The 24167-nt window shown below is 65.2% G+C and carries 31 protein-coding genes; 17 read left to right on the forward strand and 14 right to left on the reverse strand.

The window, feature by feature from the left end; all coding sequences use genetic code 11:
- The first annotated feature begins 110 nt into the window (after positions 1-110).
- On the forward strand, positions 111-1097 hold the full coding sequence (locus B7L05_RS13030; RefSeq protein ID WP_085810700.1) for an NADP-dependent oxidoreductase: 987 nt from the start codon (positions 111-113) through the stop codon (positions 1095-1097).
- A gap of 59 nt (positions 1098-1156) precedes the next feature.
- Here the strand turns inward: B7L05_RS13030 and B7L05_RS13035 are convergent, their stop codons facing one another.
- Positions 1157-2074, reverse strand: coding sequence for a neutral zinc metallopeptidase (locus tag B7L05_RS13035; RefSeq protein ID WP_085810750.1), 918 nt, complete (start codon positions 2072-2074; stop codon positions 1157-1159).
- A gap of 103 nt (positions 2075-2177) precedes the next feature.
- Here B7L05_RS13035 and B7L05_RS13040 point away from each other — a divergent pair, with 103 nt between their 5' ends.
- From B7L05_RS13040 to B7L05_RS13050, 3 genes are all read left to right on the forward strand, one after another.
- Positions 2178-3314: a patatin-like phospholipase family protein gene (locus B7L05_RS13040; RefSeq protein ID WP_085810701.1), complete on the forward strand. Its 1137-nt coding sequence runs from the start codon at positions 2178-2180 to the stop codon at positions 3312-3314.
- Positions 3315-3326: 12 nt separating this feature from the next.
- A complete protein-coding gene (locus B7L05_RS13045) occupies positions 3327-4112 on the forward strand; it encodes a 3-hydroxybutyrate dehydrogenase (RefSeq protein ID WP_085810702.1) in 786 nt (261 codons plus the stop codon).
- A gap of 130 nt (positions 4113-4242) precedes the next feature.
- Positions 4243-4782 carry a DUF4893 domain-containing protein gene (locus B7L05_RS13050; RefSeq protein WP_256926723.1) on the forward strand — a complete coding sequence of 180 codons (540 nt, stop codon included), beginning with the start codon at positions 4243-4245 and terminating at the stop codon, positions 4780-4782.
- On the opposite strand, the gene B7L05_RS13055 is transcribed toward B7L05_RS13050, so the two are convergent.
- The 3 genes from B7L05_RS13055 to B7L05_RS17470 all read right to left on the reverse strand — a co-directional run bounded on the left by B7L05_RS13055 (position 4775) and on the right by B7L05_RS17470 (position 7484).
- Positions 4775-5395, reverse strand: coding sequence for a hypothetical protein (locus tag B7L05_RS13055; protein WP_085810704.1), 621 nt, complete (start codon positions 5393-5395; stop codon positions 4775-4777). The two genes, B7L05_RS13050 and B7L05_RS13055, sit on opposite strands and share 8 nt — an antisense overlap.
- A 279-nt stretch (positions 5396-5674) precedes the next feature.
- Positions 5675-7270, reverse strand: a complete 1596-nt coding sequence (locus tag B7L05_RS13060) for an isocitrate lyase (protein WP_085810705.1) — start codon at positions 7268-7270, stop codon at positions 5675-5677.
- A 58-nt stretch (positions 7271-7328) separates the two neighbouring features.
- Positions 7329-7484, reverse strand: a complete 156-nt coding sequence (locus B7L05_RS17470; RefSeq protein ID WP_179187212.1) for a hypothetical protein — start codon at positions 7482-7484, stop codon at positions 7329-7331.
- Positions 7485-7666: 182 nt separating this feature from the next.
- Between B7L05_RS17470 and B7L05_RS13065 the strand changes: the two genes are divergently transcribed.
- Entirely contained in the window at positions 7667-9052 is a 1386-nt protein-coding gene (locus B7L05_RS13065) for a short-chain fatty acyl-CoA regulator family protein (protein ID WP_085810706.1), read from the forward strand.
- A gap of 382 nt (positions 9053-9434) precedes the next feature.
- Here the strand turns inward: B7L05_RS13065 and B7L05_RS13070 are convergent, their stop codons facing one another.
- The 3 genes from B7L05_RS13070 to B7L05_RS13080 all read right to left on the reverse strand — a co-directional run bounded on the left by B7L05_RS13070 (position 9435) and on the right by B7L05_RS13080 (position 11831).
- Positions 9435-10202, reverse strand: coding sequence for a TonB family protein (locus tag B7L05_RS13070; protein WP_179187213.1), 768 nt, complete (start codon positions 10200-10202; stop codon positions 9435-9437).
- Positions 10203-10274: 72 nt separating this feature from the next.
- The gene (locus B7L05_RS13075) at positions 10275-10901 is read right to left on the reverse strand and encodes a glutathione S-transferase family protein (RefSeq protein WP_085810707.1); all 627 of its coding nucleotides are present in this window, start codon (positions 10899-10901) and stop codon (positions 10275-10277) included.
- A 57-nt stretch (positions 10902-10958) separates the two neighbouring features.
- Positions 10959-11831: a dienelactone hydrolase family protein gene (locus B7L05_RS13080; protein ID WP_085810708.1), complete on the reverse strand. Its 873-nt coding sequence runs from the start codon at positions 11829-11831 to the stop codon at positions 10959-10961.
- Positions 11832-12200: 369 nt separating this feature from the next.
- On the opposite strand from B7L05_RS13080, the gene B7L05_RS13085 reads away from it, so the two are divergent.
- The 9 genes from B7L05_RS13085 to B7L05_RS17880 all read left to right on the forward strand — a co-directional run bounded on the left by B7L05_RS13085 (position 12201) and on the right by B7L05_RS17880 (position 18577).
- A complete protein-coding gene (locus B7L05_RS13085; protein ID WP_085810709.1) occupies positions 12201-13478 on the forward strand; it encodes a site-specific integrase in 1278 nt (425 codons plus the stop codon).
- The gene (locus B7L05_RS13090; protein WP_085810710.1) at positions 13475-14110 is read left to right on the forward strand and encodes a hypothetical protein; all 636 of its coding nucleotides are present in this window, start codon (positions 13475-13477) and stop codon (positions 14108-14110) included. Before B7L05_RS13085 ends, B7L05_RS13090 begins: the two co-directional genes overlap by 4 nt.
- A 97-nt stretch (positions 14111-14207) precedes the next feature.
- Positions 14208-14396, forward strand: a complete 189-nt coding sequence (locus tag B7L05_RS13095) for a helix-turn-helix domain-containing protein (protein WP_085810711.1) — start codon at positions 14208-14210, stop codon at positions 14394-14396.
- Between the two features lie 399 nt (positions 14397-14795).
- Positions 14796-15134, forward strand: a complete 339-nt coding sequence (locus B7L05_RS13100) for a hypothetical protein (protein ID WP_085810712.1) — start codon at positions 14796-14798, stop codon at positions 15132-15134.
- Positions 15131-16045, forward strand: a complete 915-nt coding sequence (locus B7L05_RS13105) for a CHC2 zinc finger domain-containing protein (RefSeq protein ID WP_085810713.1) — start codon at positions 15131-15133, stop codon at positions 16043-16045. The genes B7L05_RS13100 and B7L05_RS13105 overlap by 4 nt, the downstream gene beginning before the upstream one ends.
- Positions 16042-17523 (forward strand): AAA family ATPase, encoded by a 1482-nt coding sequence (locus B7L05_RS13110; protein WP_085810714.1) that lies wholly within the window; start codon positions 16042-16044, stop codon positions 17521-17523. The genes B7L05_RS13105 and B7L05_RS13110 overlap by 4 nt, the downstream gene beginning before the upstream one ends.
- Positions 17520-17834, forward strand: coding sequence for a GcrA family cell cycle regulator (locus B7L05_RS13115; protein ID WP_085810715.1), 315 nt, complete (start codon positions 17520-17522; stop codon positions 17832-17834). Before B7L05_RS13110 ends, B7L05_RS13115 begins: the two co-directional genes overlap by 4 nt.
- Positions 17818-18498, forward strand: coding sequence for a hypothetical protein (locus B7L05_RS16950; RefSeq protein WP_144037272.1), 681 nt, complete (start codon positions 17818-17820; stop codon positions 18496-18498). The genes B7L05_RS13115 and B7L05_RS16950 overlap by 17 nt, the downstream gene beginning before the upstream one ends.
- Complete coding sequence (locus tag B7L05_RS17880) at positions 18431-18577, forward strand: hypothetical protein (protein WP_375601263.1); 147 nt, start codon at positions 18431-18433, stop codon at positions 18575-18577. Before B7L05_RS16950 ends, B7L05_RS17880 begins: the two co-directional genes overlap by 68 nt.
- A 116-nt stretch (positions 18578-18693) precedes the next feature.
- Here the strand turns inward: B7L05_RS17880 and B7L05_RS13125 are convergent, their stop codons facing one another.
- From B7L05_RS13125 to B7L05_RS13140, 4 genes are all read right to left on the reverse strand, one after another.
- Entirely contained in the window at positions 18694-19002 is a 309-nt protein-coding gene (locus B7L05_RS13125) for an excalibur calcium-binding domain-containing protein (protein ID WP_085810716.1), read from the reverse strand.
- A gap of 65 nt (positions 19003-19067) precedes the next feature.
- The gene (locus B7L05_RS13130; protein WP_085810717.1) at positions 19068-19670 is read right to left on the reverse strand and encodes a hypothetical protein; all 603 of its coding nucleotides are present in this window, start codon (positions 19668-19670) and stop codon (positions 19068-19070) included.
- Positions 19670-20881 carry a M48 family metallopeptidase gene (locus tag B7L05_RS13135; RefSeq protein WP_256926724.1) on the reverse strand — a complete coding sequence of 404 codons (1212 nt, stop codon included), beginning with the start codon at positions 20879-20881 and terminating at the stop codon, positions 19670-19672. Before B7L05_RS13135 ends, B7L05_RS13130 begins: the two co-directional genes overlap by 1 nt.
- Positions 20878-21645: a hypothetical protein gene (locus B7L05_RS13140; RefSeq protein ID WP_085810718.1), complete on the reverse strand. Its 768-nt coding sequence runs from the start codon at positions 21643-21645 to the stop codon at positions 20878-20880. The genes B7L05_RS13135 and B7L05_RS13140 overlap by 4 nt, the downstream gene beginning before the upstream one ends.
- A gap of 154 nt (positions 21646-21799) precedes the next feature.
- Between B7L05_RS13140 and B7L05_RS13145 the strand changes: the two genes are divergently transcribed.
- Together B7L05_RS13145 and B7L05_RS16955 are read left to right on the forward strand one after the other, a co-directional pair.
- Positions 21800-22423 (forward strand): SOS response-associated peptidase, encoded by a 624-nt coding sequence (locus B7L05_RS13145; RefSeq protein ID WP_085810719.1) that lies wholly within the window; start codon positions 21800-21802, stop codon positions 22421-22423.
- A 75-nt stretch (positions 22424-22498) separates the two neighbouring features.
- On the forward strand, positions 22499-22756 hold the full coding sequence (locus tag B7L05_RS16955) for a DUF4214 domain-containing protein (protein WP_144037273.1): 258 nt from the start codon (positions 22499-22501) through the stop codon (positions 22754-22756).
- Between the two features lie 8 nt (positions 22757-22764).
- Here the strand turns inward: B7L05_RS16955 and B7L05_RS17475 are convergent, their stop codons facing one another.
- The 3 genes from B7L05_RS17475 to B7L05_RS13160 form a co-directional block, all read right to left on the reverse strand.
- A complete protein-coding gene (locus B7L05_RS17475) occupies positions 22765-22935 on the reverse strand; it encodes a hypothetical protein (protein ID WP_179187214.1) in 171 nt (56 codons plus the stop codon).
- Between the two features lie 57 nt (positions 22936-22992).
- Entirely contained in the window at positions 22993-23274 is a 282-nt protein-coding gene (locus B7L05_RS13155; protein WP_085810721.1) for a hypothetical protein, read from the reverse strand.
- A 224-nt stretch (positions 23275-23498) separates the two neighbouring features.
- Positions 23499-23687, reverse strand: a complete 189-nt coding sequence (locus B7L05_RS13160; protein ID WP_144037274.1) for a DUF6961 family protein — start codon at positions 23685-23687, stop codon at positions 23499-23501.
- Positions 23688-23740: 53 nt separating this feature from the next.
- Here B7L05_RS13160 and B7L05_RS13165 point away from each other — a divergent pair, with 53 nt between their 5' ends.
- Positions 23741-24037, forward strand: a complete 297-nt coding sequence (locus B7L05_RS13165; RefSeq protein ID WP_085810723.1) for a hypothetical protein — start codon at positions 23741-23743, stop codon at positions 24035-24037.
- The last annotated feature ends 130 nt before the right edge of the window (positions 24038-24167 follow it).

Consider the following 24167-nt stretch of genomic DNA (forward strand, 5'->3'; position numbering starts at 1 on the left):
CTCTGACCCCTTGGGGTCGACGCGCAGAGCCCGGGCCTCACCGCCCGGGCTCTTTGCGTTGGGGGAATGCTCGGGCATAGCGGCGCGCGCAATAGATAGGAGAGCCTGACATGCCACGTGCCTGGAGCCTCAAGTCGCGTCCCAAGGGAATGCCGCAGCCCGGCGACTTCGACCTCGTCGATCTGCCCGCCCAGCCGCTCGGCGAGGGTGAGGTGCGCATCGCCAACCGCTGGCTGTCGGTCGATCCGTACATGCGCGGGCGGATGAACGACGTGAAAAGCTACGTCCCGCCGTTCGCGCTCGGCGAACCGATGCAGGGCGGGGCGATCGGCGAGGTGATCGAGAGCCGCGATGCGAACGTCCCCGTCGGCACCAAGGTGCAGCACATGCTTGGCTGGCGCGACGAGGCGGTCGTGCCCGCAAGCCAGGTGCAGAAGCTGCCCGATCTCGACGTTCCTGATGAGGCGTTTCTCGGCCAGTTCGGCATGCCGGGGATGACCGCCTATTTTGGCCTGCTCGAGGTCGCGGCGGCGAAGCCGGGCGACGTCGTGTTCGTCTCCGCCGCGGCGGGCGCGGTCGGCTCCACCGTCGTGCAGATCGCTAAGGCGAAGGGAATGACGGTGATTGGCTCGGCCGGCGGCGCGGAGAAATGCGCCTGGGTCAAGTCGCTCGGCGCCGATGCGGTGATCGATTACAAGGCGGGCGATATCGTCGCCGCGCTCGCCGACGCGACGCCCAAGGGGATCGACGTCTATTTCGACAACGTCGGCGGCGATCACCTCGACGCCGCGCTGCTCGCCGCCAATCCGCATGCGCGCTTCGCGATCTGCGGGATGATCGACATCTACAACGACGGCAAGCCGCAGTCGCTCAAGTATCTCGCCAAGGTGATCGGCGCGCGGCTGACGATCAAGGGCTTCCTCGTCAGCGATCACCTCGCTGGCGCGGCCGATTTCTACCGCGAGATGGGCGGCTGGCTCGCCGAAGGGAAGCTGAAGCGCGAGGAAACGGTGATGGACGGGCTCGAGCGGACGCCCGAGGCGTTCATGGGCCTGTTCACCGGCGGCAACACCGGCAAGATGCTGGTGCGCCTCTGACGAAGCGCCGTCACGCCGGATCGCCGGCGTGACGGCCTTGCCTTACCGGCCGGCGCCGCTCAGATCGCGCCGCTGAACGTGTCGCACTGGGCGGGATCGCCCGTTTCCAGCCCGCGGCGCAGCCACGCCTGGCGCTGTGCCGACGTGCCATGGGTGAAGCTCTCGGGCGCCACCCGCCCGCCGCCGCGGCGCTGTAGTGTGTCGTCGCCGATCGCCTGCGCTGCGGTCATCCCTTCCTCGACGTCGCCGGGCTCCAGCCGGTTGCGGTTCTGCGCCGCCCAGACGCCGGCATAGCAATCCGCCTGCAACTCGAGCCGCACCGACATCGCATTGCCTTCCGCCTCGCTGCCCGATTGCTGCGCGCGGCGCACCCGCTCGGACGCGCCCGTCAGAGTCTGGATGTGGTGGCCGAATTCGTGCGCGACGACGTAATATTGCGCGAAGTCGCCCGCCGCGCCGAACTTGTTCGCCAGCTCGTCGTAGAAGCTCGTGTCGATGTAGATGCCCTGGTCGGACGGGCAGTAGAACGGCCCCATCGCTGACATTGCGGCACCGCAGCCCGATTGCCCGCTGCCGCCGTAGAACACCAGCTTGGGCGCCTGGAAGCGTTCGCCCGATCGCGCGAACAGTTGCTCCCAGGTGTTTTCTGCCGAGGAGAAGGCGTTGCACGTCGCCTTGGTCGCTGCATCGACGCCGCACGCCGCCGCCGCGCCCGTGCCGCCTTCGCCGCCCGCGCCAGCGCTCCGCTCGCTGCGCGTCGGCGCGCTGCTGCCGCCCCCGCCGACGAGCCCGCCGAGGTTGCCGAGCCCACCGAACACGGCAAAGATGATCAGCACCACGACGATGCCGCCGCAGCCGAAGCGGCTGCCGATCATCGGCAACAGCCCCAGCAGCAGCCCGCCACCGCCCCCGCCGCCGAAGCTCTGCCCGCGCTGGTCCTCGACGTTGATGTCGTTGTCGAAATCGTCGAGCCGCATGTCGGCCTCCCCCTTTTCGTTACTCGTCCGGCATGAATGCGCGAAGGCGAAACGCGGTTGCATGGCTTGATCGTGCGGGGGCGGCAGCGCATGACCGCGCGCAATGGCCGATCACGATCCACGTCCGCCGCGGCGGGCAAAGCCGCTGCCGCTGCCCAGCGAAGTCGCGCTGGTCCTTCAGGGTGGCGGTGCGCTCGGCAGCTACCAGGCCGGCGTGATCGAGGCCTTGTCGGCGATCGCGATCGAGCCCGACTGGATCGCGGGCATCTCGATCGGCGCGGTCAACGCCGCGATCGTTGCGGGCAACGCGCCCGAGCGCCGCGTCGCGCGGCTGCGCGAATTTTGGGATCAAACGACGAGCTGGCTGCCGAGCTTCCCGATCCTGCCCGAGGATCACGTGCGCGAGTTCGTCCACGCCTGGTCGGCCGGCTTTGTCGCGCTTGCCGGGGTGCCGGGCTTCTTCGGCCCGCGCTTCGTGCCACCCGTCTTCGCCGCGCCCGGTACGCCGGAGGCGCTGAGCTTCTACGATTCCACACCGCTGCGCGCGACGCTCGACACGCTGATCGACTGGGATCTGGTGAACGATGGGCCGGTGCGCCTGTCGGTCGGCGCGGTCGACGTCGAGAGCGGCAACTTCCGCTATTTCGATACCGCGGAGGAGCGGCTCGACGCGCGCCACGTCATGGCGTCGGGCGCGCTGCCGCCCGGCCTGCCGCCGGTCGAGATCGACGGGCGCTGGTATTGGGACGGCGGGCTCGTCTCCAACACGCCGCTCCAGCACGTCCTTGATCACCAGCGCGAAGGCATGATCGTCTTCCAGGTCGATCTCTTCTCGGCCGCCGATGAACGCCCGCGCACGATCACCGATGCCGCCGCACGCGCCAAGGAGATCACCTTTTCCAGCCGCACGCGCCAGGTGACCGATCAGCTGATGAAGCTGCGCCGCGAGCGCGAGCTCGTCCGCCGCGTGCTCGCCAAGCTGCCCGCCGAGCTGCGCGACGATGCCGACGTCGCCCGGCTCGCCGCAATGTCGGCCGAACAGCCCGTCAGCCTCGTCCACCTCATCTATCGCGCCAATGCGTGGGAGGGCGGCGCGCGCGATTTCGAATTCTCCACCCGCACGATGCGCGAGCATTGGGCCGCGGGCCGCGCCGCGGTCGAGGCGACGATGGAGAATGCCGAGCTCGTCGCGGAGAACATCCTCACGGGGCGCACCGCCGCCTTCGATCTGACACGATAAGGGAGTAGCTCGATGTTCCTCAAGGGCAAGACCGCGCTCGTCACCGGCTCCACCTCAGGGATCGGCCTCGCTTATGCCAAGGCGTTCGCCGCTGAGGGGGCGAGCGTGATGATCAACGGTTTCGGCGAGGCCGACGCGATCGAGCAGGCGCGCGCCGCACTCGCCACCGCGAGCGGGGCGGCGGCGCTGTACGACGCGGCGGACATGACGAAGCCTGATCAGATCGCCACGATGGTCGAGCGCTGCCACGCCGAACTCGGCGGGCCCGACATCGTCGTCAACAACGCCGGCATCCAATTCGTCTCCCCCGTCACCGATTTCCCCGATGACAAGTGGGACGCGATCATCGCGATCAACCTCACCAGCGCGTTTCACGCGATGAAGGCCGCGATCCCGCACATGCGCGCGAAGAAGTGGGGCCGCATCATTTCCACTGCCTCCGCGCACAGCCTCGTCGCCAGCCCCAACAAATCGGCCTATGTCGCCGCCAAGCACGGCCTCGCCGGGCTGACCAAGACGGTGGCGCTGGAGACCGCGACCGACGGCATCACCGTCAACTGCATCTCGCCCGGCTATGTCTGGACGCCGCTGGTCGAAAACCAGATCCCCGATACGATGAAGGCGCGCGGCCTGTCGCGCGATCAGGTGATCAACGACGTGCTGCTCGCCGCGCAGCCGACCAAACAGTTCGTCACCCCCGAACAGGTCGCCGCCTTCGCGCTGTTCCTGTGCCGCGACGAGGCCGCGGCGATCACCGGCGCGAACCTTTCCGCCGACGGGGGCTGGACCGCTGCCTGATCGCCGTCCGGCAGTCACGCGCGCCATTCGGCGCGGGCGTGCGCTCCTCCCGGCCGCCGCCCTCGCGCTGCTCGTCGCGGCGTGCGGCGGCAACGCGCCGTCACCTGCCTCCTCCACGCCGCGCGGCGCGGTGCCCGGCAATTGGCGCAGTGTCGCGACGGCGGCGGATCGTACACGACTGCGCGCCTGGCGCGAAACGTGGCTCGCCGCGGCGGCGCGCGCGCGCAGCGGGGGCGGGGCGGCCGCGCTCGCCGCCGACGCGCCGCTGTTCGATCTCGACCGCTTCCTCGTCGATCCGGTGCCACCGCCGGGCAACTATCGCTGCCGCGTCGTCAAGTTCGGCGCGCAGGGCGTCGGGACACGCGATTTCGCGAGCTTCCCTGCCTACCCCTGCCGGATCGATCGCGAAGGCGATCTCACCAGCTTCGCCAAGATGGCCGGGTCGCAGCGCCCCGTGGGGCTGATCTTCCCCGATCCGCAGTGGCGCGCGGTGTTCCTCGGCACGCTGCTGCTCGGTGACGAGACGCGCGCGATCGATTACGGGCGCGACGCGGCGCGCGATCTCGTTGGCTACGTCGATCGCATCGGCGAGCGGCGCTGGCGCATGGTGCTGCCCAGCCCAGCGTTCGAGTCGATGCTCGACGTGGTGGAGATCGTGCCGGTCAGTTGACGGGCGCGGGCACGGCTGCAGGGGCGAGCGCGGGCGCGCTCGGCGTCGGAACGATCGGCGGCAGGCTGGCGAGATACTCCTTGCCGTGCCGGCCGATCATCGTCACGCGGCCGTCGTTCGCCGCCGCCAACGCCTTCAGGAACGACCGCGGCTTCTTCATCAGCGCGGGGAAAGCATCGACGCTGGCCAGCCCAGCGCGCCGCGCCGCCTCTTGCGTGAAATGCACGCAATTGCGCGTGTTCATGTGATAGGTGCCGTCGCCCGTCTTGTCGTCCCACTCGGTCACCAGCCGGCGGATGTCGGCATATTGCGCGTCGCTCAGCGTCACCGCGAACTGCGCATCGCTGCCGTTCATATACCCCGGCTTGGCGATGTCGATACGCCCCGCGACCGGGCCGAACAGGATCGCCGGAGACACCGCTTTTGGTGTGAAGCCGTAGTTGAGGTCGACCGGCGGACCGCCCGCGTCAGGAATTCCGCGCAGCGTGAAGAAGGCGTGCGGGAAGCTGTTGCCCAGCTCGTGGCTCCAGAAGGTGATGACTACCGCCGCCTGCGCCGGCAGCGCGGCGAGCGACAGGAGGATGGCGGCAAGGGCGCCCAGCATACGCGACATGGGCGCAAGTCTGTCACGCCGCCCGGCGAAGCTCAACGGGTGACTTTGCATCTTGTCCGTTTGAGCGCCACCGCGGTCCGACACGGAAATACCCGCCGGTGGCGAACCACCGGCGGGCACCTTTCCTCCCCAGGAAACTCGGGTGGCCGGGTAGATTCCAGCCGGGAAACTTTGCGCTTGGCCCGCGGCGCGGCGTAGCCGCGCCGTCGAGCGGCACCTTGGCGGCGCCGCCGGCCGGGCTTGCGCGAGATGAGGACAGCGGCGCTGCCCTCGTCCGCGCTACGCCGCGAACTGGTTCATCGTGTTGTGCGCGCCGCCGGCCTTCAACGCGGCCTCGCCGGCGAAATACTCCTTGTGGTCGTCGCCGATGTCGCTGCCCGACATGTTCTGGTGCTTTACGCAGGCGATCCCCTCGCGGATCTCCTTGCGCTGCACGCCCTTGACGTAGCCAAGCATGCCCGCCTCGCCGAAATACTCCTTGGCGAGATTGTCGGTCGAGAGCGCCGCGGTGTGATACGTCGGCAGCGTGATCAGGTGGTGGAAGATGCCGGCGCGCGCCGCCGCATCCTTCTGGAAAGTGCGGATCCTCTCGTCCGCCTCCGCCGCCAGATCGGTGTCGTCATAATCGACGCTCATCAGCCGCGCCCGGTCATAGGCGGAGACATCCTTGCCGGCCTCGACCCAGGCATCGAACACCTGCTGGCGGAAGTTGAGCGTCCAGTTGAAGCTGGGCGAATTGTTGTACACCAACTTGGCGTTCGGCACGACTTCGCGGATGCGGTCGACCATCGACGCGATCTGCTCGATGTGCGGCTTCTCCGTCTCGATCCACAATAGGTCCGCGCCGTTCTGCAGCGACGTGATGCAGTCGAGCACGCAGCGGTCGGCGCCGGTGCCCTCGCGGAACTGGAACAGGTTCGACGGCAGGCGCTTCGGGCGCATCAGCTTGCCGTCGCGCTCGATCACCACGTCGCCGCGCAAGCTGGCGAGGTCGGTCACTTCCTCGCAATCGAGGAAGGCGTTGTACTGGTCACCGATGTCGCCCTTCTCCTTCGAGAAGGCGATCTGCTTGGTGAGACCCGCGCCGAGCGAGTCGGTGCGCGTCACGATGATCCCGTCGTCGACACCCAGTTCGAGAAAGGCGTAGCGGCAGGCGCGCACCTTGGCGAGGAAGTCCTCGTGCGGCACCGTCACCTTGCCGTCTTGGTGGCCGCACTGCTTCTCGTCGGACACCTGATTCTCGATCTGCAGCGCGCAGGCGCCCGCCTCGATCATCTTTTTGGCGAGGAGATACGTCGCCTCGGCGTTGCCGAAGCCCGCGTCGATGTCGGCGATGATCGGCACGACGTGCGTCTCGTAATTGTCGATCGCGTGCAGCAGACGCTGCGCCTCGATCTCGTTGCCCGCCTCGCGCGCCGCGTCGAGATCGCGGAACATCATGCCCAGCTCGCGCGCATCGGCCTGCTTCAGGAACGTGTAGAGTTCTTCGATCAGCGCGGGCACGCTCGTCTTCTCGTGCATCGACTGGTCTGGCAGCGGACCGAACTCGCTGCGCAGCGCCGCGACCATCCAGCCCGACAGGTACAGATAACGGCCCTTGGTGGTGCCGAAATGCTTCTTGATCGAGATGAGCTTCTGCTGCCCGATGAAGCCGTGCCAGCAGCCCAGCGACTGCGTGTACTCCGCCGGATTCGCGTCATAGGCCGCCATGTCGCGGCGCATGATGCCCGCGGTGTAGCGCGCGATGTCGATCCCGCTGCGGAAGCGGTTCTGCAGCCGCATCCGCGCCACTGCCTCGGCGTCAATGCCGTCCCAGGTGCCGTTGTAGCTGGCGACCAGCTGGCCGATCTGATTGGTTTGGTCCTGGTAGGTCATCGTCGTTCCTGTCACGCGAGTAGGCGGGTGGCGCGGGCCTGATGGCGCGCGGCGTCGCTCAGCCGAGGCGGCCGAGCCGGTGGTAGAGGTTGGAGAATTTGGCCGAGCGGGGCTCGTCGGCGATCTTCTTGACGTATTCGCCGATCGCTTCCTTCATCAGGCCGAAATCCTCGGTCGAGAAGACCGCACGGCTGCGCTGGGGCGTATCGTTCATGGCTCGCTCCTGTGTGGATGCTTACAAGTGAGACCGTAAAAACCCGATCGAGCGGCGAATCGCAAAGAAACTGACAGCGTTTGATGGTCACAACGTGCGCTGGAGCATGTTCGCTGCTGTCGTATTGTAAAGAATTGACAGAGGTTGACGCACCAGGCAGGGCGGCTCGCGAAAGGGATGCGATGGCCGAACGCAAGCTGATGGCGGGACATGCGGTGCGGCGCCTGCGCCGCCAGCAGGGGCTGAGCCAAGCGGCGATGGCGGAGATGATCGCGATCAGCCCGAGCTACCTCAATCTCGTCGAGCGCAACCAGCGCCCCGTCTCCGCGACCCTGCTCGTCAAGCTCGCCGAGACGTTCGACTTCGACGCGCGCGCGCTCACCGCGGCGGAGCCCGGCGGCGGGCGCGACGCGATGCGCCGCCGGCTCGCCGATCCGCTGTTCGCCGATCTCGAGATCGACCGGCACGAGCTCGAGGAATGGCTCGCCGCCGCGCCCGGCGGAGCGGAGGCGTTCGCGCGCGCCTTTGACCGTATCGGGCAGGGCGGGCCGGCCGCCACGCCCGCCGACGATCCTGTGGGGCGCGTCCGCGGCGAGATCGCGCGGTGGCGCAACCATTTCGCCGATCTCGACGCGGCGGCCGAAACGCTCGCCGACGAACTCCGCCTCGGCGCCGGCGACCTCTATGGCGCGATCGCCGAGCGGCTGCGCGTCAAGCACTCGATCGCGATTCGCGTCCTCCCCATCGACGTGCTGCCCGACGTGCTGCGCCGGCTCGATCTACATGCACGCCAGCTCCAGCTGTCCGAACTGCTCGATCCCGCCAGCCGCACCTTTGCCGCGGCGTTCCAACTCGCGCTGATCGAGGCGCGGGCCGAGATCGACGCGCTCGTCACGGGCGCCGCCTTCGGCCAGATCGCTGCCGACCGCCTGTTCCGCCGCCATCTCGCCAGCTATTTCGCCGCCGCGGTGATGATGCCCTACGCCCGCTTCCTGCGCGCGTGCGAGGCGACGGGCTATGATATCGAGCTGCTCCAGCGCCGCTTCGGTGCCGGCTTCGAACATGTCGCGCACCGCCTGACGACGCTGCAGCGCGTCGGCGCGCGCGGGCTGCCGTTCTTCATGATCCGCGTCGATCGCGCCGGCCAGTCGTCGAAGCGCTACGCCGGGGCGAGCGGCGCCGCGCTGGTCGAGGCGGAGGGGCGCTGTCCGCTGTGGCACCTCCACCGCGCCTTCGACCGTCCCGGCCACCTCGTCGTCCAGCTCGTCGCGCTGGAGGACGGTACGCGCTGGATGACGATGGCGCGCACCGTCACGCCGCAAGGCCAGCGCTATGGCCTCGTTTCGGCCGAGTTCGCGATCGGCATCGGCGTCGCGGCGGAGCATGCTGGCACGCTCGCCGCGGCGCGTGGGCTCGATCTCGGCGGTGCGGCGATGCCGATCGGGCTCGGCTGCCGGCAGTGCCAGCGCCCCGATTGCCCGCAGCGCGCCGCGCCCCCCGCTGGCCGCGCGCTGGTCATCAACGAGCGCGAACGCCGCCTCTCCGCGCTGACCTTCGCGGGCGACTGACACGCGCGCTTTTTCCTCGGCGGGTCGGGATTGTCGTACGTCAGGCTCAGCGTCGGCCGCACCGGCCGATTACCGCCCGCTGTCGTCAGAGCCCCGCGGCACCAAACGCGCGTTGGCCATCAACGAGCGCGGACGCTGCCTCTTCACGCCCATCCGAGTCAGCAACGAAAAAGCGTATCTCGCGCGCGGCCGTTGGCAGCCTCAGGCGCAAGGAAAGCCAGGTCTCGCCACTCTGCCGACCGGATCCGGCGATCCCGGCCAGTGAACATACCATCACGCCTCGCCAGACTTCGCGGCTCCGCGGACCTGAATGTATCTCATGTCGCTACCCGCGCCCCTAGCATCACAAAGCGAAATGCCCGCCCGTGCCGGCCCCGCGCGCCTAGCGCTCGTCGATCACGTCGGCATCGATCTCCCACGTGTGGTTCTCGACGATCCACGCGTCGACCGGGCGGCCGTTCTCGTCCAGCGTCGGGCGGAAGCGGAACGCCGCCTGGATCTGGCGGCACGTGCTGTCGTCCACCGCGCGGTTGCCGCTCGAGCGCGTCACCCGGCACAGGCCCACGCGCCCGGTCCGCAGCACCTGGTAGCGCACCCCCACCGTGCCGCTGAACCCGGTGGCGAAGATCGATTCGGGCAGATCGCGCACCCTCAGCCGCCCGCGGATCTGCTCGGGCGGCGTATCGCCACCGCCGCCGCCATCGCCGTCGCCGTTCCCGCCACTGCCGAAGCCGTCGCCGATCCCGCCAGCGCCCGTCCCCGGCCCGCGAACGCTCGACGATCCAGACATATTGTCGCTCGCGGTGAACGGCTTGGGCGCGGCAATGACGGGCGGCGGGGGCAGCGGCACCACCACCATCGGCTCGGGCGCCGCCACGGGTGTCGCCCGGCTGCGCAGGTTGCGTGGCGAGGCGCGCCCCTCGGGCCGCGTCGCCGCCACCTTCTTCTCGGGGATCACCTGCACCTTGGGTGGGGGCGGGGGGTCCTCGGCCGCGAACAGCTTCAGCGTCTCCTGCGCCTTCTGCCGGAACGACACCGACAGGCCGGTGATCAGCGCCAGGCCGAGCAGTGCCTGCACCGTGACCGCTGCGATCGCCGCCACGACACGTTCGCGGGTCCAGTGCGGTTCGTCGGGGCGGGCATAGGCCATGGCACGCCTAACGCACATCCTCGCTGAACGATCGCTGGCTGCCGCGCCCCGGCGCGGCTCGTCCGCTCGCGATCAGCCGCCCGGCGTCGCAGATGCCGCGGCGATCAGCGCGTCGTCGATCTCACGCGCGCGCACCGCCGCGGGCCGCTCCATCACACGGGCAAGATAGGCATCGAATTCGTCGCACGCCGGCAGCGCGCCGAACTGCTTCCCCCAGCCGATATGGCTGCCGACATAGACGTCGGCCGCGGTGAAGCGGTCACCCGCGATAAATTCGTGCGCGCTCACCGCGCGCTTCAGCGTCTCGATCACGCGATCGAGCGAGCCGTAGCCCACCATGCCCTGCTGCTCCGCACTCGGCGCGACGCCGAGCGAGCGGTTGGTGATCGCCGCCTCCACCGGACCGGCCGCGAAGAACATCCAGCGATAATAATCCGCGCGCTCGGCCGCGATCGGCGCCAACCCGGCCTCGGGAAAGGCGTCTGCGAGATAGGCGATGATCGCGCCCGCCTCGCTCACCGTCCGTCCGTCGTGAACGATCGTCGGTACCTTGCCCATCGGGTTGGCGGCCAGGAAGTCGTCGGGCTTCGCCGCCCAGTCGACGAGCCGCGTCTCGTACGGCGCGCCGACCTCCTCGAGCATCCACCGCGCGATCCGCCCGCGTGACATCGGATTGGTGTAGAAGATCAGCTCGCTCATCCCACGTCTCCCCAATTAGCGGAACATAGTAGGAACTACTTGTGCCCCGCCGTCTAGTCAGCGGTCGAGATAGCGGTGCAGGAAAGCGGTGGTGCGCCCCCACGCCAGATCCGCCGCCGTCTTGTCGTAGCGCGCGGCAGAGGTGTCGTTGTTGAAGGCGTGGTCAACGCCGGGATAGGTGAACGCCTCCACCGGCTTGCCCGCCGCCTTCAAGGCCGCGATCCACGGCGTCACCGTCTGCGCGACGCGCGCGTCCTTCTCGGGCAAATGGATCATCAGCGGCGCGCCGACCTTGCCCGCCTCCTGCGGCGCCGGGGCTGGGCCATAATAGGAGACGCCGGCGTCGATTCCGCCGGCCACCGCCATCCGGTTGACGAACGCGCCGCCCCAGCAGAAGCCGACGATGCCGACCTTGCCGGTCGATCGCGGCAGCCGCCGTGCCTTGTCGGCGAAGGCGCGCGCCTGCGCCAGCGCCAGATCATAGTCGATCGTGCCGATCAGATCGCGCGCCTTGTCCTCGTCCGCCGGCGTGCCGCCCTGCGGTGCGAGAAGATCGGGCGCGATCGCGACGAACCCGGCGAGCGCGACGCGGCGTGCGACGTCCTGGATGTGCGGCGTCAGCCCGCGGTTCTCGTGGATGACGAGGACAGCGCCGTGCCTCGCCTTGTCCTTAGGGCTGACGAAATAGGCGCGCGCTGGCTTCCCCGCTTCGGTCCCGCTGCGCATCTCGCCCACGATCCGCGAGTCCTTTGGATCGATCATCGCCGCGGCGGCAGGCGAGGCGGCGATCCCGGCGATCAGCGCCTCCGCCGCGACCACGGATCCGGCAAGCGCGGTCATCTGCCGCAGCAGCGTGCGCCGGTCGCGATGCTCGTGCGTGAAGGCGTCGTAGAGCTGGACGGCGCGGTCGCGCAGCGAAGGATCAGTCACACGGTGTCTCCCGAGTCGCCCCCCGGCAACCGCCGCACGCTAGCGCGCCACGCGCGCGGCCGTCAAAGACGCGGAGAGCCGACGATCACGCGCGCCGAACCTTTGTTCGACCGCGCATATGATTGAAGGGGAAAATCGGCTCGCGATGCAGACGCTTCAAGCCGCGAACCCGACTATCGCCGCTGGTGACCCCTACGGGAATCGAACCCGTGTTTTCGCCGTGAGAGGGCGGCAACTGGCACGTTCCGGCACGGACTGAAACACGAACGCTTGCCGAACAGGCGCAGTTTTCCGCCATTTCGTGTTTCAGCCTGTTCCAGTGGGTTCTGGCGTGTATATTGCCGACGTATTACCGAAGCGGAGTTTGGTATGGGTCGGGCGGTCAAGGACGCCAAGCTGGACAAGCGGGACGCGCGGCTGAAGCTGGCGGTCCAGAAGGAGCCGTATTGGCGCCTAATCAGCGAGGGCGCCCACCTTGGCTATTATCGCGGCACCCGCGTCGGGAAGTGGGTGGCGCGCTACAAGGCGCCAGGAACGAAGGGCGGCTATGCCAAGCGCACCTTGGGTGAAGCCGACGACATTCGAGATGCGGACGGTGACACCATCCTGACATTTCGACAGGCTGACGACGCGGCGCGGCGCTGGTTCGCTGAGAAGGAGCGTGGCGACATCATCCCGGTCGGACCGTTCACGGTGTCTGACGCCCTCGACGACTACGAGAAGGCGTTCAAGGCTCGGAAGGGTGAGATCCCCACCGATCTGCGATCCCGCATTGATGAGATTATCAAGCCTACGCTCGGCCACCATGAGGTGGCTAAGCTGACCAAGGACATCGTCGGTGATTGGCACAATGCGCGCGCAACATCCCCTGCGAAACTCCGCAGCCGGAAGGGATCGGAGAAGCAGAACGAGAGAGCTGCAGACGACAAGGAATCACTGCGCAAGCGGCGCTCCACCGCCAACCGTGATCTGACTGTATTGAAGGCGGCATTAAACCTTGCGGCCGAAACGCGTGACTGGTTGCCGGTCGCCGCGTGGTCGAAGGTGAAGGCGTTTGAAGGGGTGGACGTGGCCAAGCGCCGCTACCTCAACGATGACGAAGCGCGGCGGCTGGTCAACGGCAGCGATCCCGAGTTCCGGCCGATGGTTCGAGCGGCACTGCTCACCGGCGGACGCTATGGCGAGCTGCGGCATGCGCAGGTGAAGGATTATGACCGGCAGTCTCGCACGGTTTTCCTCGTCGAGACCAAGAACGCGGTGCCGCGCCCCGCATATCTAGACGACGACGGCGTTGCGATGATCGAACAGGCGATCGCGGGGAAAAAGCCAAGCGACTTCATCTTTATGCGCCCGGACGGCACGCAATGGCAGAAGAGCCAGCAGCAGCGCCGCATGGAAGACGCGTTCGATCGTGCCAAGGTCGACAAGACCACGTTCCACGACCTGCGCCGCAGCTACGGTGCCCGTCTCGCCCGTTCTGGCGTGCCGATGGCGGTGATCGCTGAAGCGATGGGACACAAGGACGAGCGGATCACCCGCAAGCACTATGCCCACCTCGCGCCCAGCTACGTGTCCGAAACTGTTCGGGAAGCGCTGTCAGGCCTTGGGATTGTAGACAAAACCAACGTAACGAGGATTGCGGGATGACCTTCCAGACATTGGGGCGTCCCATGTGGGTGGGCAGAGCTCGGGAAGAGCTTCGGCAACGGCTGACGCTTCTAGCCGGCGTTGATCCCAACACCGGATACCGCCTCGACGACGATGTAGATTTTTACCAAGCGAACAGCACGCCCGACGAGGACGCCGACCGATTGGCGCACCTTGCTACCTTTCGAGCGCAAGCCGTCAGTTACATTGCTGGTGTGCTCGACGTGAACACGTTGAGAGCTTGGCGGCAGGGGGATGATGGACGCTTGGAAGTCGTAGGGCCTACGTGGGCGGGCCAGCGCTTTTTCGAGGCGAATGGTGCTCCTCCGGAGCTGATGATTGATCAAGGAGAGTGGGCGATATGGCTCGCCGCTTTTGGGCAGGCGAACGTTGGTCCGAGAAAGCGTGGTGGGCGTCCGTCCAGCTATGCTTGGAAGGCTTTCGAAGCATATGCCGTTGAGCGCCTCGATCATGAAGGCGGGTTCAGCGAAGGCTGGAAAAAGGCAGATTTAGAGCGAGAGATGGCGATGTGGTGCGACCAATTTTGGGAGAAAACGCCGTCTGAATCGCAAATTCGCGACCACATCAATATTGCGGAGCTGGCGTTCCAGAAAATGCGGGCCGAAATGTAGTTGTCGGCCTCTAATCGGCCTATTCGGCCGACCAGCCCAGGGGTTTCAGCCAGTTTCAACCCGTCCAGCGATCATGCTGGCAACGGGAGTTACCAGGATGGAGCCTCTAGGCCTCAGCATTTCCGAAGCAGGAAAAGCTCTCGGCGGCGTTGATAAGCCGCTGTCGCGCACGTCCATTTACCGCCTCACACTGGCCGGCGACCTTGAAACGTTCAAAGTGGGTGGGCGCACGCTGATCGCAGTAGACTCGATCAAGCGCTTCGTTAGCCAGCAGCGCGCAGCTTGAAGCAGCATGCTTACAGCAGCAGCGGGCAGCGTCGCCGCTAAGACGCGAAAGGGCCGGACCGCCACAGTCCGACCCTCCACGAATTTGCTCATCAACAGCGAGATCCGAAATAGCACTCAAGCTCTGCGCCTTCAACGCCTGAGACTCATTGGTATCGTTGGCGTTCGCGCAAGTTTGCTCGCCCAGTTTGCCTGGGGGGAAGCGGCATGACGAACAGCGAAGCAGCTTACGCCCTTGTCACCGCCCATCGAGAAGGTGCGGTAGTGTTGACACGAGCCGCCGGCTCTTTTTGCGGCGAGCTTATCGCGGACCCGCGCCCACTTACGCCGAAACAGGCGGACTGGCTCGACAAGTTGCTGGCCAAGGCTGGCTTGGCAGCGATCGGGGAGGGGAGCCGTCATGACGGATGATCGGACGACCTACCCCGATACGCCAGGCTGGAAAGGCGTTTTCGACACTGGCCGTGACGCCGCAGCAGCTATGGCGCCCAAACTCGGGCGGCTTCAGCGGCTGGTTCGTGAACTCGTTGCAGCGCGGGGGCCGCAAGGGTTAACCCCTGAGGAAGCCGCCAACATGTCTGGTCAGGATCGCGTCAGCCTGCAGCCAAGATTTTCCGAGCTGAAGGCGAAGGGCGCAATCGTGGACAGTGGCATGCGTCGTCAAAACCCCTCGAGCCGCAAACGCGCCGTCGTTTGGGTGTTGCCCGCATTCGGGCCGACCCGCGAGGAGGAACGATGAGCGACCTCAATCGCATCTGCGCCAATGTGCGCGACCGGTTCCCGGTTTCAGGCGTCGCGCGTCAGGCCGGCGTGAAGCTAACCCGCGCCGGCCGCGAGCTAAAGGGTTGCTGCCCCTTCCACCCTGACAAAACGCCTTCGTTCACGGTCTACGCTGACGACCGGCGTTTCCAGTGCTTCGGCTGTGGTGCCGAAGGCGACGTCCTCGACTTCGTGCAGCGGGCATACGGCGTGAAGCTGCTTGGCGCCATCGACATGCTGGATGGCGGCGCCCTGCGCGAGCTTGAACAGCAGCGGGTGGTCGCCACGCCGAAGGCCGGCTGGTCTAAGGCGGCGCTGTCCATCTGGAACGAGGCGTCGCCGATCGGCGGCACGCCAGCCGAAGCATATCTGCGTTCGCGTGGCATCACCATGGAGCTGCCGCACACGCTGCGTTTCGCCCGGCTGCGCTATCCACAGGAGCAGCGCCGTCGGGCTGCGCTCGTCGCGGCGGTGTGCGATCCAGCCGGTGATCTGACCGGGATACAGCGCACCTTCCTTACCGAGGAGGGTCGGAAAGCCGACGTGCCCGAAGTGAAGTTATCGCTCGGTCGTGTAGCCGGCGGCGCCATTCAGATCGGACCGCCCGTCCCCAGTCTCGTCGTTACCGAAGGGCTGGAAGATGGTTTGACGCTCGCACAGGCGCTCGGTCGTTCTGTCTGGGTTTCGGCCGGCACCTCGATGCTGCCCCGCATGGAGCTGGCGGACGTCACCCGCGCCGTCGTCATCGGCGCTGATGGGGACGCAGCTGGCGAAACGGCGGCGACGAAGGCTGCACACGCGTTCACTGCGTCGGGTCGCAAGGTGCGGATCATGCGCCCAGCGGGCGGCTTCAAGGACTTCAACGCCGAGTTGATGGAAGCACGGCCATGAACGCGGCGTCGATCAAAGCGCGGTTCGAATCCGCGCAGCCGTTTGTCCCGCAAGCTGCCGCAGACCCGGTGAAAATTACCGCATCACCGTTTCGGTGGCCGGATCACCGCAGCCTGCCGCGCCGCCCTTGGGTATGGGGTCGCTGGCTGCTCCTCGGCACTGTGTCTGCGATCGTAGCACCGGGGGGTGTCGGCAAGTCGTCGTTCGTCGCCTCAATGCTGCTGTCGCTGGCGAGCGGGCGACAGGAGATCCTCGGCAAGACGGTATGGGCGGGGCCGCGACGGGTTTGGTATTGGAACCTTGAGGATGGGCTGGACGAACTGGAAATGCAGCTCGTTGCGGCGTCGATGTTCCATGGGATCGGGCAGGAGGAATGTGCTGACCGCATCTTCCTCGACAGCGGTCCCGAGGGTGCCGAGCTTCGCATCGCGATAGAGGATCGAGATGGTTACAGCGTCGCGGTCCCCGTGGTTGAGGCGCTTGTTGCCGAACTGATCGCGCGCAAGATCGACGTGCTAGTCATTGATCCATTCGTTTCGTCGCATGGCGTGTCGGAGAACGACAACAGCGCCGTCGACGCGGTGGTGAAGACCTGGGCAAGCATCGCCAAACGGGCGAGTTGCTCAATCGTCTTAGTTCACCATTCAAAGAAGCTCGGCAGCGAGAAGGTAACTGCGGAATCTTCGCGCGGTGCGAGTGCCCTGGTGTCCGCGGCACGCGTGACGCTGGTGCTCAATCGGATGGACAAGGACGAGGCGCAGCGCTTCGGGATCGCCGAGGACAAGGAGCGCCGCCGAATCTTCACCGTGCAGGATGACAAAGCCAACCGCGCACCGGCTGAGGATGCGCAGTGGTATCGGCTCGCATCGCAGAACGTCGATAACTCGACCGGGCAGGACGATCCGTTCGGTGAGGAAGGTGACAGTGTCGGCGTCGTCACCCGCTGGTCGCCGCCGGACGCGTTCGACGGCGTGACCGCCGATCACCTCTACCGGGTGCAGCAGCGGATAGAGACCGGCCAGTGGCGTGCCGACGTTCAGGCGAAGGAGTGGGTCGGCAAGGCTGTCGCCGATGTGCTGGGACTCAGCGCGGACAGCGACGCGAAGGCAGACCGCGCCAAAATCAACGCACTGCTGCGGACGTGGATCGCGACCGGCGCCCTGATCAAGGTCGACGGCAAGGACGCCAAGAGCATGCCGCGCACCTTCGTCGAGGTGGGCGAGTGGGCCGTTCAGGGCGTTCCCCCCACCTCCACACCGAAGGTGTGGAACGGTGTGGAAGGTGGGGAACCGTCGTCTCCACACCACACCTCCCCCCCTATGGGGGAGGTGGTGGGGAAGCGAGGTTTGGGCACTGCTGCGAAGGTGTGGAAACCGAACCCTGCGTTGGGGCTCCAGGACCGAACGCCACGCGACTTCAGCCGCTGGGAGAAGTCTAGCGCGGGCGAAGACATCGTGCTGCCGGGGGATGGAACGTGATTGGCGATGGGGAGCGGATCACTCCGTCCGATCCGGTGTCCATTGGCTTCGCTTTAGCGGATGCACTCAACCGTGAGCGGTCGCTGACGCAATGGGAAAGCGGCCTCGTCGCGGCGCTGGCGGCCAAGGCGCTTCACCCGCAGCCTCTTCGACGCTGGACGTCCACGCAGGACGAACAACTACGCGACCTACTCAGCCGCGGCCACACGGCGGCAGAGATCGGCGCACAGATCGGCCGCAGCACCGACGCAATCCACACCCGCGTGAAGCGGTTGAAGCTGAAGGAGAGCGCAATTGAATTACGACGGTAGGGACCAGCCCGCTGAAGTAACCGTCCCCGAGGGAAGCACCGAAGCGAAGGTGTTGGCCGAGATGCGGGCCATGCCGTTCATGCGGCACGGCATGATCAGCAACTCGCTCGCATCGCAGACGATCAAATGCGATGGTATCGCGTCGACCGCCGTCGATGTCGGTGACGTCATCGCCAAGATGGCGAAGATGATCGGCTCAGGCGACCTTCAACCTGTGACCGACACCCTGATCGCGCAAGGGATCATGCTCGACGTGACCGCGACTGAGATGATGCGGCGTGCCTGGCAGAACGTCGGTGAGTATCCTGAGGCGTTCAACCGCTACATGAACCTAGCGCTGAAGGCACAAACGCAGAGCCGAACCGCGCTAGAGGCACTCGCCCGCATGCACCAGCCGCGCGAGCAAATCGTGCGTCACGTTCACGTCAACGAAGGGGGCCAAGCCATTGTCGCCGAACAACTCCACATGCACGGATCAGGGGTCAGGAATGAAGGATACGTCGAACAACCCCATGCACCGGGAACCGGAGAGTCTTCGTCTCGCCCGGCGCTGCAATGCCCGGACACGCTTGGGCCGGATGTGCCAATCTCCGGCGATCAAGGGGCGGAGCCGGTGTCGAATGCACGGCGGTCGGGGAAGCGGCGCACCAGCGGGAAACAATAACGCATGGAAGCATGGGGCCCGGTCTGCCGCGATACGTGAGCTTGCGGGGTGGTTGGCTGATCGAGCTCGGCTCAGCTGATGATACAGCCAAAATACAGCCTGCAGGCGCTGCTCCTAGCCTCTGTCTATGCAGAAAAAATACGGAGAGGCTGCTTGCGCTTGGATTCACTTCGTTAGGGCAAATAACGGCGCAAGTTATTGCTCGCAGCCGACCCCATCATTGTCGCGGTCGAGGTGCGGACCGTAGCCAGGCCTGCCACGTCTAACTGGCGCAGCACCGGCGGCCCTCGCAGCGGAGCAGTTGGCAAAGGCGCCGTCGCCTGATGATCGGAGGGATTGAGCCTGAGCCGCCGGAGCAGATGGCCCAGCGTGGCAATGATAGCCGCTGCCACCCTTGCGATCGTTGTGGCATCCTTGTGCGTTTAGGCCGCCGGGCGTTGCTTCGGCTGATTGCACGCATGTGCCGAGCAGGCCAACGACGGCAAACGATTCTGCCAGGCGCATGAACAATCCCCCCCTATTACTTCGGGACTACGGCACCTCCGAGATGCGGCAGGCGTCTTGAGGGACTAATTGAGTTTGGCGCTGTCAGTCAGTGCGCGGAAGTCCGCCGCGGTACGATCGTAGTAGTTCAGGCGAGGGGCGGCAAAGACCGCCATATAAAGAAGGCCGTTGACGAGTGCCGCGCGTCCTTCGCCGCGACGTGGCAGCGCATCATTGTCGACGTAGTCAAAGGTGAAACGGATGCCGTCGCGTCCGAGAAACTGGTCCGGCTTGGAACCCGTGATAGCGAAGGTCGCGATGTCCTTGGCCGAACGGTATGTCCCCTCCACCAGCTCCGGCACCTCAACCAGCAAGGTCTCCTTCGTGAACTTGGGCAGCGGCTTGCGCTTCTTGCTAACCTCACGAACGAGAGGCTTGCCTGGCTCAATGCCGGCGAAGAAGGTGACGTCGTTCAACTCCTCACCATCGAGTGTCCAAGTCTCGGTCTGCTTGCCGGCCGAAACGCTCAGCTTGTTCCAATCACGCGCCGGTGTCACCGTCATCACTGAGCCGGAGATCGTAGCGGGCTGCGCCTTCTGTCGGTAACCGTTAGCATCGGCATTGATCGGCATGAGCAGAACTGCCGCCAAAAGTGCAGTCGGCATCGCGCGAGACATAACAGCACGCATCAGTTGGCTTCCTTCTGGACGAGCATACCGATAATCGCCGCGTCGGACGCATCGGGCTTGAGCGATAGGTAATTGGAGAGTGCTGCCCGGCCTTCTTCGCGCCGCCCAGTCTTAATCAGCGACAAGCCCAGCCCGCGCTGGGCTTCCGCCAGCTTGGGATCGAGCGCCACCGCATTCCCGTAAAACTCGGCGGCGTTTACTAGATCGCGCTGGTTGCCACGTGCGCGGTAGAGATCGCCACGCGCGGACCACAGCGGCGCAGTCCAGCCGTTCTCCGCCAAGCTGTTGATTATGTATTCACTGCCGCCGAAGTCGTTGAGCTTAACTTGATCGTCAAGAAATAGCGGGAGCCAACGAGCCAACGCCGCGGCGTAGCGCCTTGCACCAGTATCACGGCTCGCCCCGTCAGGCACGGCTAGCGCAGCAAGGTACTCTGCGCGTTCGGCTTCGGGTGGGTGAGATGCGAAAAATGCGATCGAGTCGAAGCGGGGCTTCTTCAATCCGCGTGAGGTGGCCGAAGCTTCCGCCTCCGCCATGACGTTTCGCCACACTTTTGCCGCCGACTGCGGCGGAAGAGAGCTGGTGTTAAGATAGCCGAGACCGAGCATATCCGCCTCGCGCTCATTATCACGCTGGTAGCGGTATAGTCCGCCATAAACAGAAAGCTGAAGGCTGTCGTAGTTTGCAGCTGCGGCGTAGGTGCCCGACATTGATGCGAGAACCGCAGCCCAGCTCAGCAAGTCGTTGCCGCTCCGAGCCGCGCGAAACCGGCTTAGCGAATGCCTGCTCTCGTAATGTCCGAACTCATGGCCAAGGACGCTGGCAAGCTCTGCCTCGTCGCGCATCCGCAGGAGCAGGCCACTGTAGACCCGCATCGTTCCGTTGGGCGACATAGTGGCGTTGAAGAGCGGCGTGCGCAGAATGTAAACGCGGGTCGCCTTACAACGGTCAACACCGACCGTGCCGCACAGCACGTTCTTCACATAGCCGTTCAGTGTTGGATCGTGGATCACGAGAGGTGAATTCGCAAGCCGACGTTCGTCTTCGTCGTCCTCCTTCCACATGCCGATCTCGTCGACGCCTTGCGGCTGATACGCGCCGGCGTAAGGGGGAGGGGGCGGCGCGGGCTGAACCTTGGCCTTGGTGGCGGCATTGGCTGACGCCGCTATGACCAAGGCCGCGGCGGCGAGCGCTGAAAGTGGGATTTTCACTTTCCGGCCCCGGCGACGGCGGTCGGCTCCTTAGCGATGGAGCTTCCAGGAAACTCTTCGAGCAACTGGTTGACCCGTTTGTCGGCACCTTCCGCAGTCCGGACATCTCCGCCCATTGCGCCGTCAGCATTGAGCCAAAGGATGTCACCGGTCTTGAGATCGACCAAGCCCGCGTAGCCGGCATGCTCGCCCGACTTAATGCCAATCCCGGGACCGAGTAGCGCAACCGCTTGAAGCAGCTTACGCCCGGTCGAACCATAAGCATCCTTATTGTAGATGAAGAGCGCGTAATCTGCGTTCTTTGCACCGGGCAAATCAGACACGCCAGAGCCGAGCGACCAATCAAACACGTTGGCCTTGTTGTCACGCTTTTTGGTAGGCAGCCGATTACCAACGAAAAACTGATAATTGATCACCGAGCGCGATACGGCGGCGAACAGCGCGGCATACTCTTCAGCGATCCGGGCTTCGTTCCCGTAAGCCTCCGGTGCGACAACCACCTTGTTGCCAAGCTTGGTCTGGATCTTAGACAACGCAGCGTCGATATTTTTACGCGATTGATCAGTCCAGTCCCCGTTCGGCTCGAACATACCGCCAGTCGACTGAGCTCCCACGCGCACCGTAGGCCGCATAACTAAGATCGTCTTGCCGCTTGCCGCAGCCAGATCGAATCCGTTCTTCACCGCTGTCCGCTCTTGCGCAGCCGCTGGCATGGCGACCGCAGCAGCTGCAAAAGCGGCTGCGACGTATAGACTGACTCGCATCTAACCCCCGAAGAATCATTGGTTCCCCAACCGACGTGTCGTAATCTGCACAGGCGCCTCCACGATGCAAGATGCTAGGGCGCTACTTGATCGGCTATGGACCTACGGAGTCGTTGGCTTTGACTTCCGCTGATGTCGCTTCAATCCTGCAGCCATGTGCAACCGCTACCGCATGACGGCCAAGCAGGCCGAGCTCGCGGGCCGCTACGGCATCGTTTCACCCTACCCTGATGATCTGACGATCCCGCCGCCAGAGCTGTTCCCCGACAAGCCGGCGTATGTCGTACGCGAGGCAGATGGCATTCGCATGCTGGACATGATGAGCTGGGGTTTCCCCCACAAGGTGCCTGGCAAGCGGATCGACAAGGCGACTGGCAAGCCGGTGCTGCTCGACAAGAAGGTGACGAACGTGCGCAACTACACGTCGCCGTTCTGGAAGAGCGCGCTCGCGAAACCGGAGCGTCGCTGCCTGGTGCCGTTCACAGCCTTCAGCGAATACGGTCAGACGCGCGGTGCCGAGGGTAAGCTGCCGCTGCATTGGTTCGACGTGCCGAGCCGGCCGATTGTCAGCTTCGCCGGGATCTGGCGCCCGGCCGAGGGCGGCGCCGTGTTCGCGTTCCTGACGACCGAACCGAACTCACTGGTGGCGCCAATCCATCCGAAGGCGATGCCGGTGCTGCTGCATGATGAGGATGAGGAAACGTGGCTCCGCGCGCCGATCGAGGAGGCGATGCAGCTGGTGGCGCCATACCCGGCGCAGCTGATGCGTGTTGAGTGATTTATATCACGATGTTGCCGTAGGCGGCATGGCTGGAAGAAGCTAAGAGGCGACGATCCTTGGGGAGGGATAGTCGTGTTGCCGAGTCGAAAAGCGGGTGTTGTTGGGACGGCGCTCAACTTTAGTGATTGTGAAGCCAAGGCGTTCGTCGACGTCTGCTATCATGCGATGTTCGGCCGCGCGCCAGACGCCTCGGGACAGAAGCACTACCGGGACTTGATCTTGAAGGCGCCGAATCGCGAGACATTGATCGCTGTCGTTCGCTCAATGGCAATGAGCCAGGAAGCACGCGACTTTCGCGAGCATCACCTTTCGATGCACGGTCCGCGCTGAGCGAAGCTCTAGTCGGTAACGCCGGCGGCGGTAGCCGCTTCTGTCCCGCGTAGATGCTCGACCACCAGGCGGAGATCCTTGCCAGTAAGGTGGCCCACCTCATCGACGACATCATCGTCATTCCACGACTGGCTGAATGCGTGAAGCCGATCGATCGCGGTCTGCAGTTCCTCGTCCATCGATCTGCCCTTGCGCTGCCATGACGAACCATCGGCCCGCGGGGCGGCGCGCGCAAGTCACCGGCGTAACCAGTCGACGTCTTTCGGGAAAGGATCAGTGATGTAGGGGTGCTCGGCTCTGACGATCTCGACTGCTTTTTCGATAGCCTCGCGATCAACGACGCTCCTGCTGAGCGCGACACCCCAGTTGAACCGCACATACTTCCATGTCGGATAGCGTTCGATCGCGCCGATGCGGCGACGCCACGTTGCTTCGCAAGCGTCCGTCACGCCGGCCAGCAGATGTGCGAGAAGATCGCGGATCTCCTCGGCAGTGGAAGGGGCAAGAACCGTAGCCATGAAGAGCTGACGCGAACTGTCTGAGTCGGGTTGCGACGGACAGCTGTGGAAGCTGTGGATAAGTTGGTCTCGGGTGGTGATTAGCGCTTAGGATAAAAAGCCTCCGAACAGCAGGACTGCGAGCGCCCATAGAGGTACCCAAACCCACAAGCTGTCAGTTTCGTAGTTCCACAGCCGACGCATCAAGCGACGGAAAGAGCAGCCAGCGATCGGCCGCGGCTCGTTCACGCGCGTCCTTCCCCGCTCATAAGCAACTCCAGCTTGGTAGCGATCTCCTTGAAACGGACGACTCCACCGACGTCACCCATCATAGCCAGCGCGCCGATACGTTCGGCGATCCACATCGGGGCCATCATTCCATGCTGACGCTCGATCGCTATGGCTTCAGCCCACCGTTCCTGATCTGACGTCATGAAGCGACCCATACGGCATTGCGGCAATAGCGCAGCTAAGCCACAAAGTTACGATGCGAGAGTTTGTTCTCCTACCCGTCTTTATCGCCGCTGCCGTTTGCGCGGTTCCGCTACTCGGTCTTGTACTGATTGCGCTTGCAGTTGTGGCGGTGGTGATAATCACGTGGACGGCGATCGAAGGCTTGTTGATCTGGACCGGCGTGAGACCGTCCGTCGAAGCTGTCGAAACATTGCCCTGGTATGAGGAAGACATGCTGTGTTGGATCATGGCGGAAGAGAAGCGCGCACTAATCGCTGCTGAAGAGGCTCTGGTCAGGTCATCTGGGGGCGGTCTCAACGAGCGACATTGACGACAGGCGAGCCCCTTTGACCGGCTTCAAATGCTGCATCGGTGGCCACGCCAGTATCTTTGCCACTTTAGGCTCAGGACTCGTTGATCACAGCCAGAAGATGACGGTTGCAGCGAGGGCGACGGCGGAG

Origin of the sequence: Sphingomonas sp. TZW2008 (assembly GCF_002117915.1) — a bacterium.
GTDB lineage: Bacteria > Pseudomonadota > Alphaproteobacteria > Sphingomonadales > Sphingomonadaceae > Sphingomonas.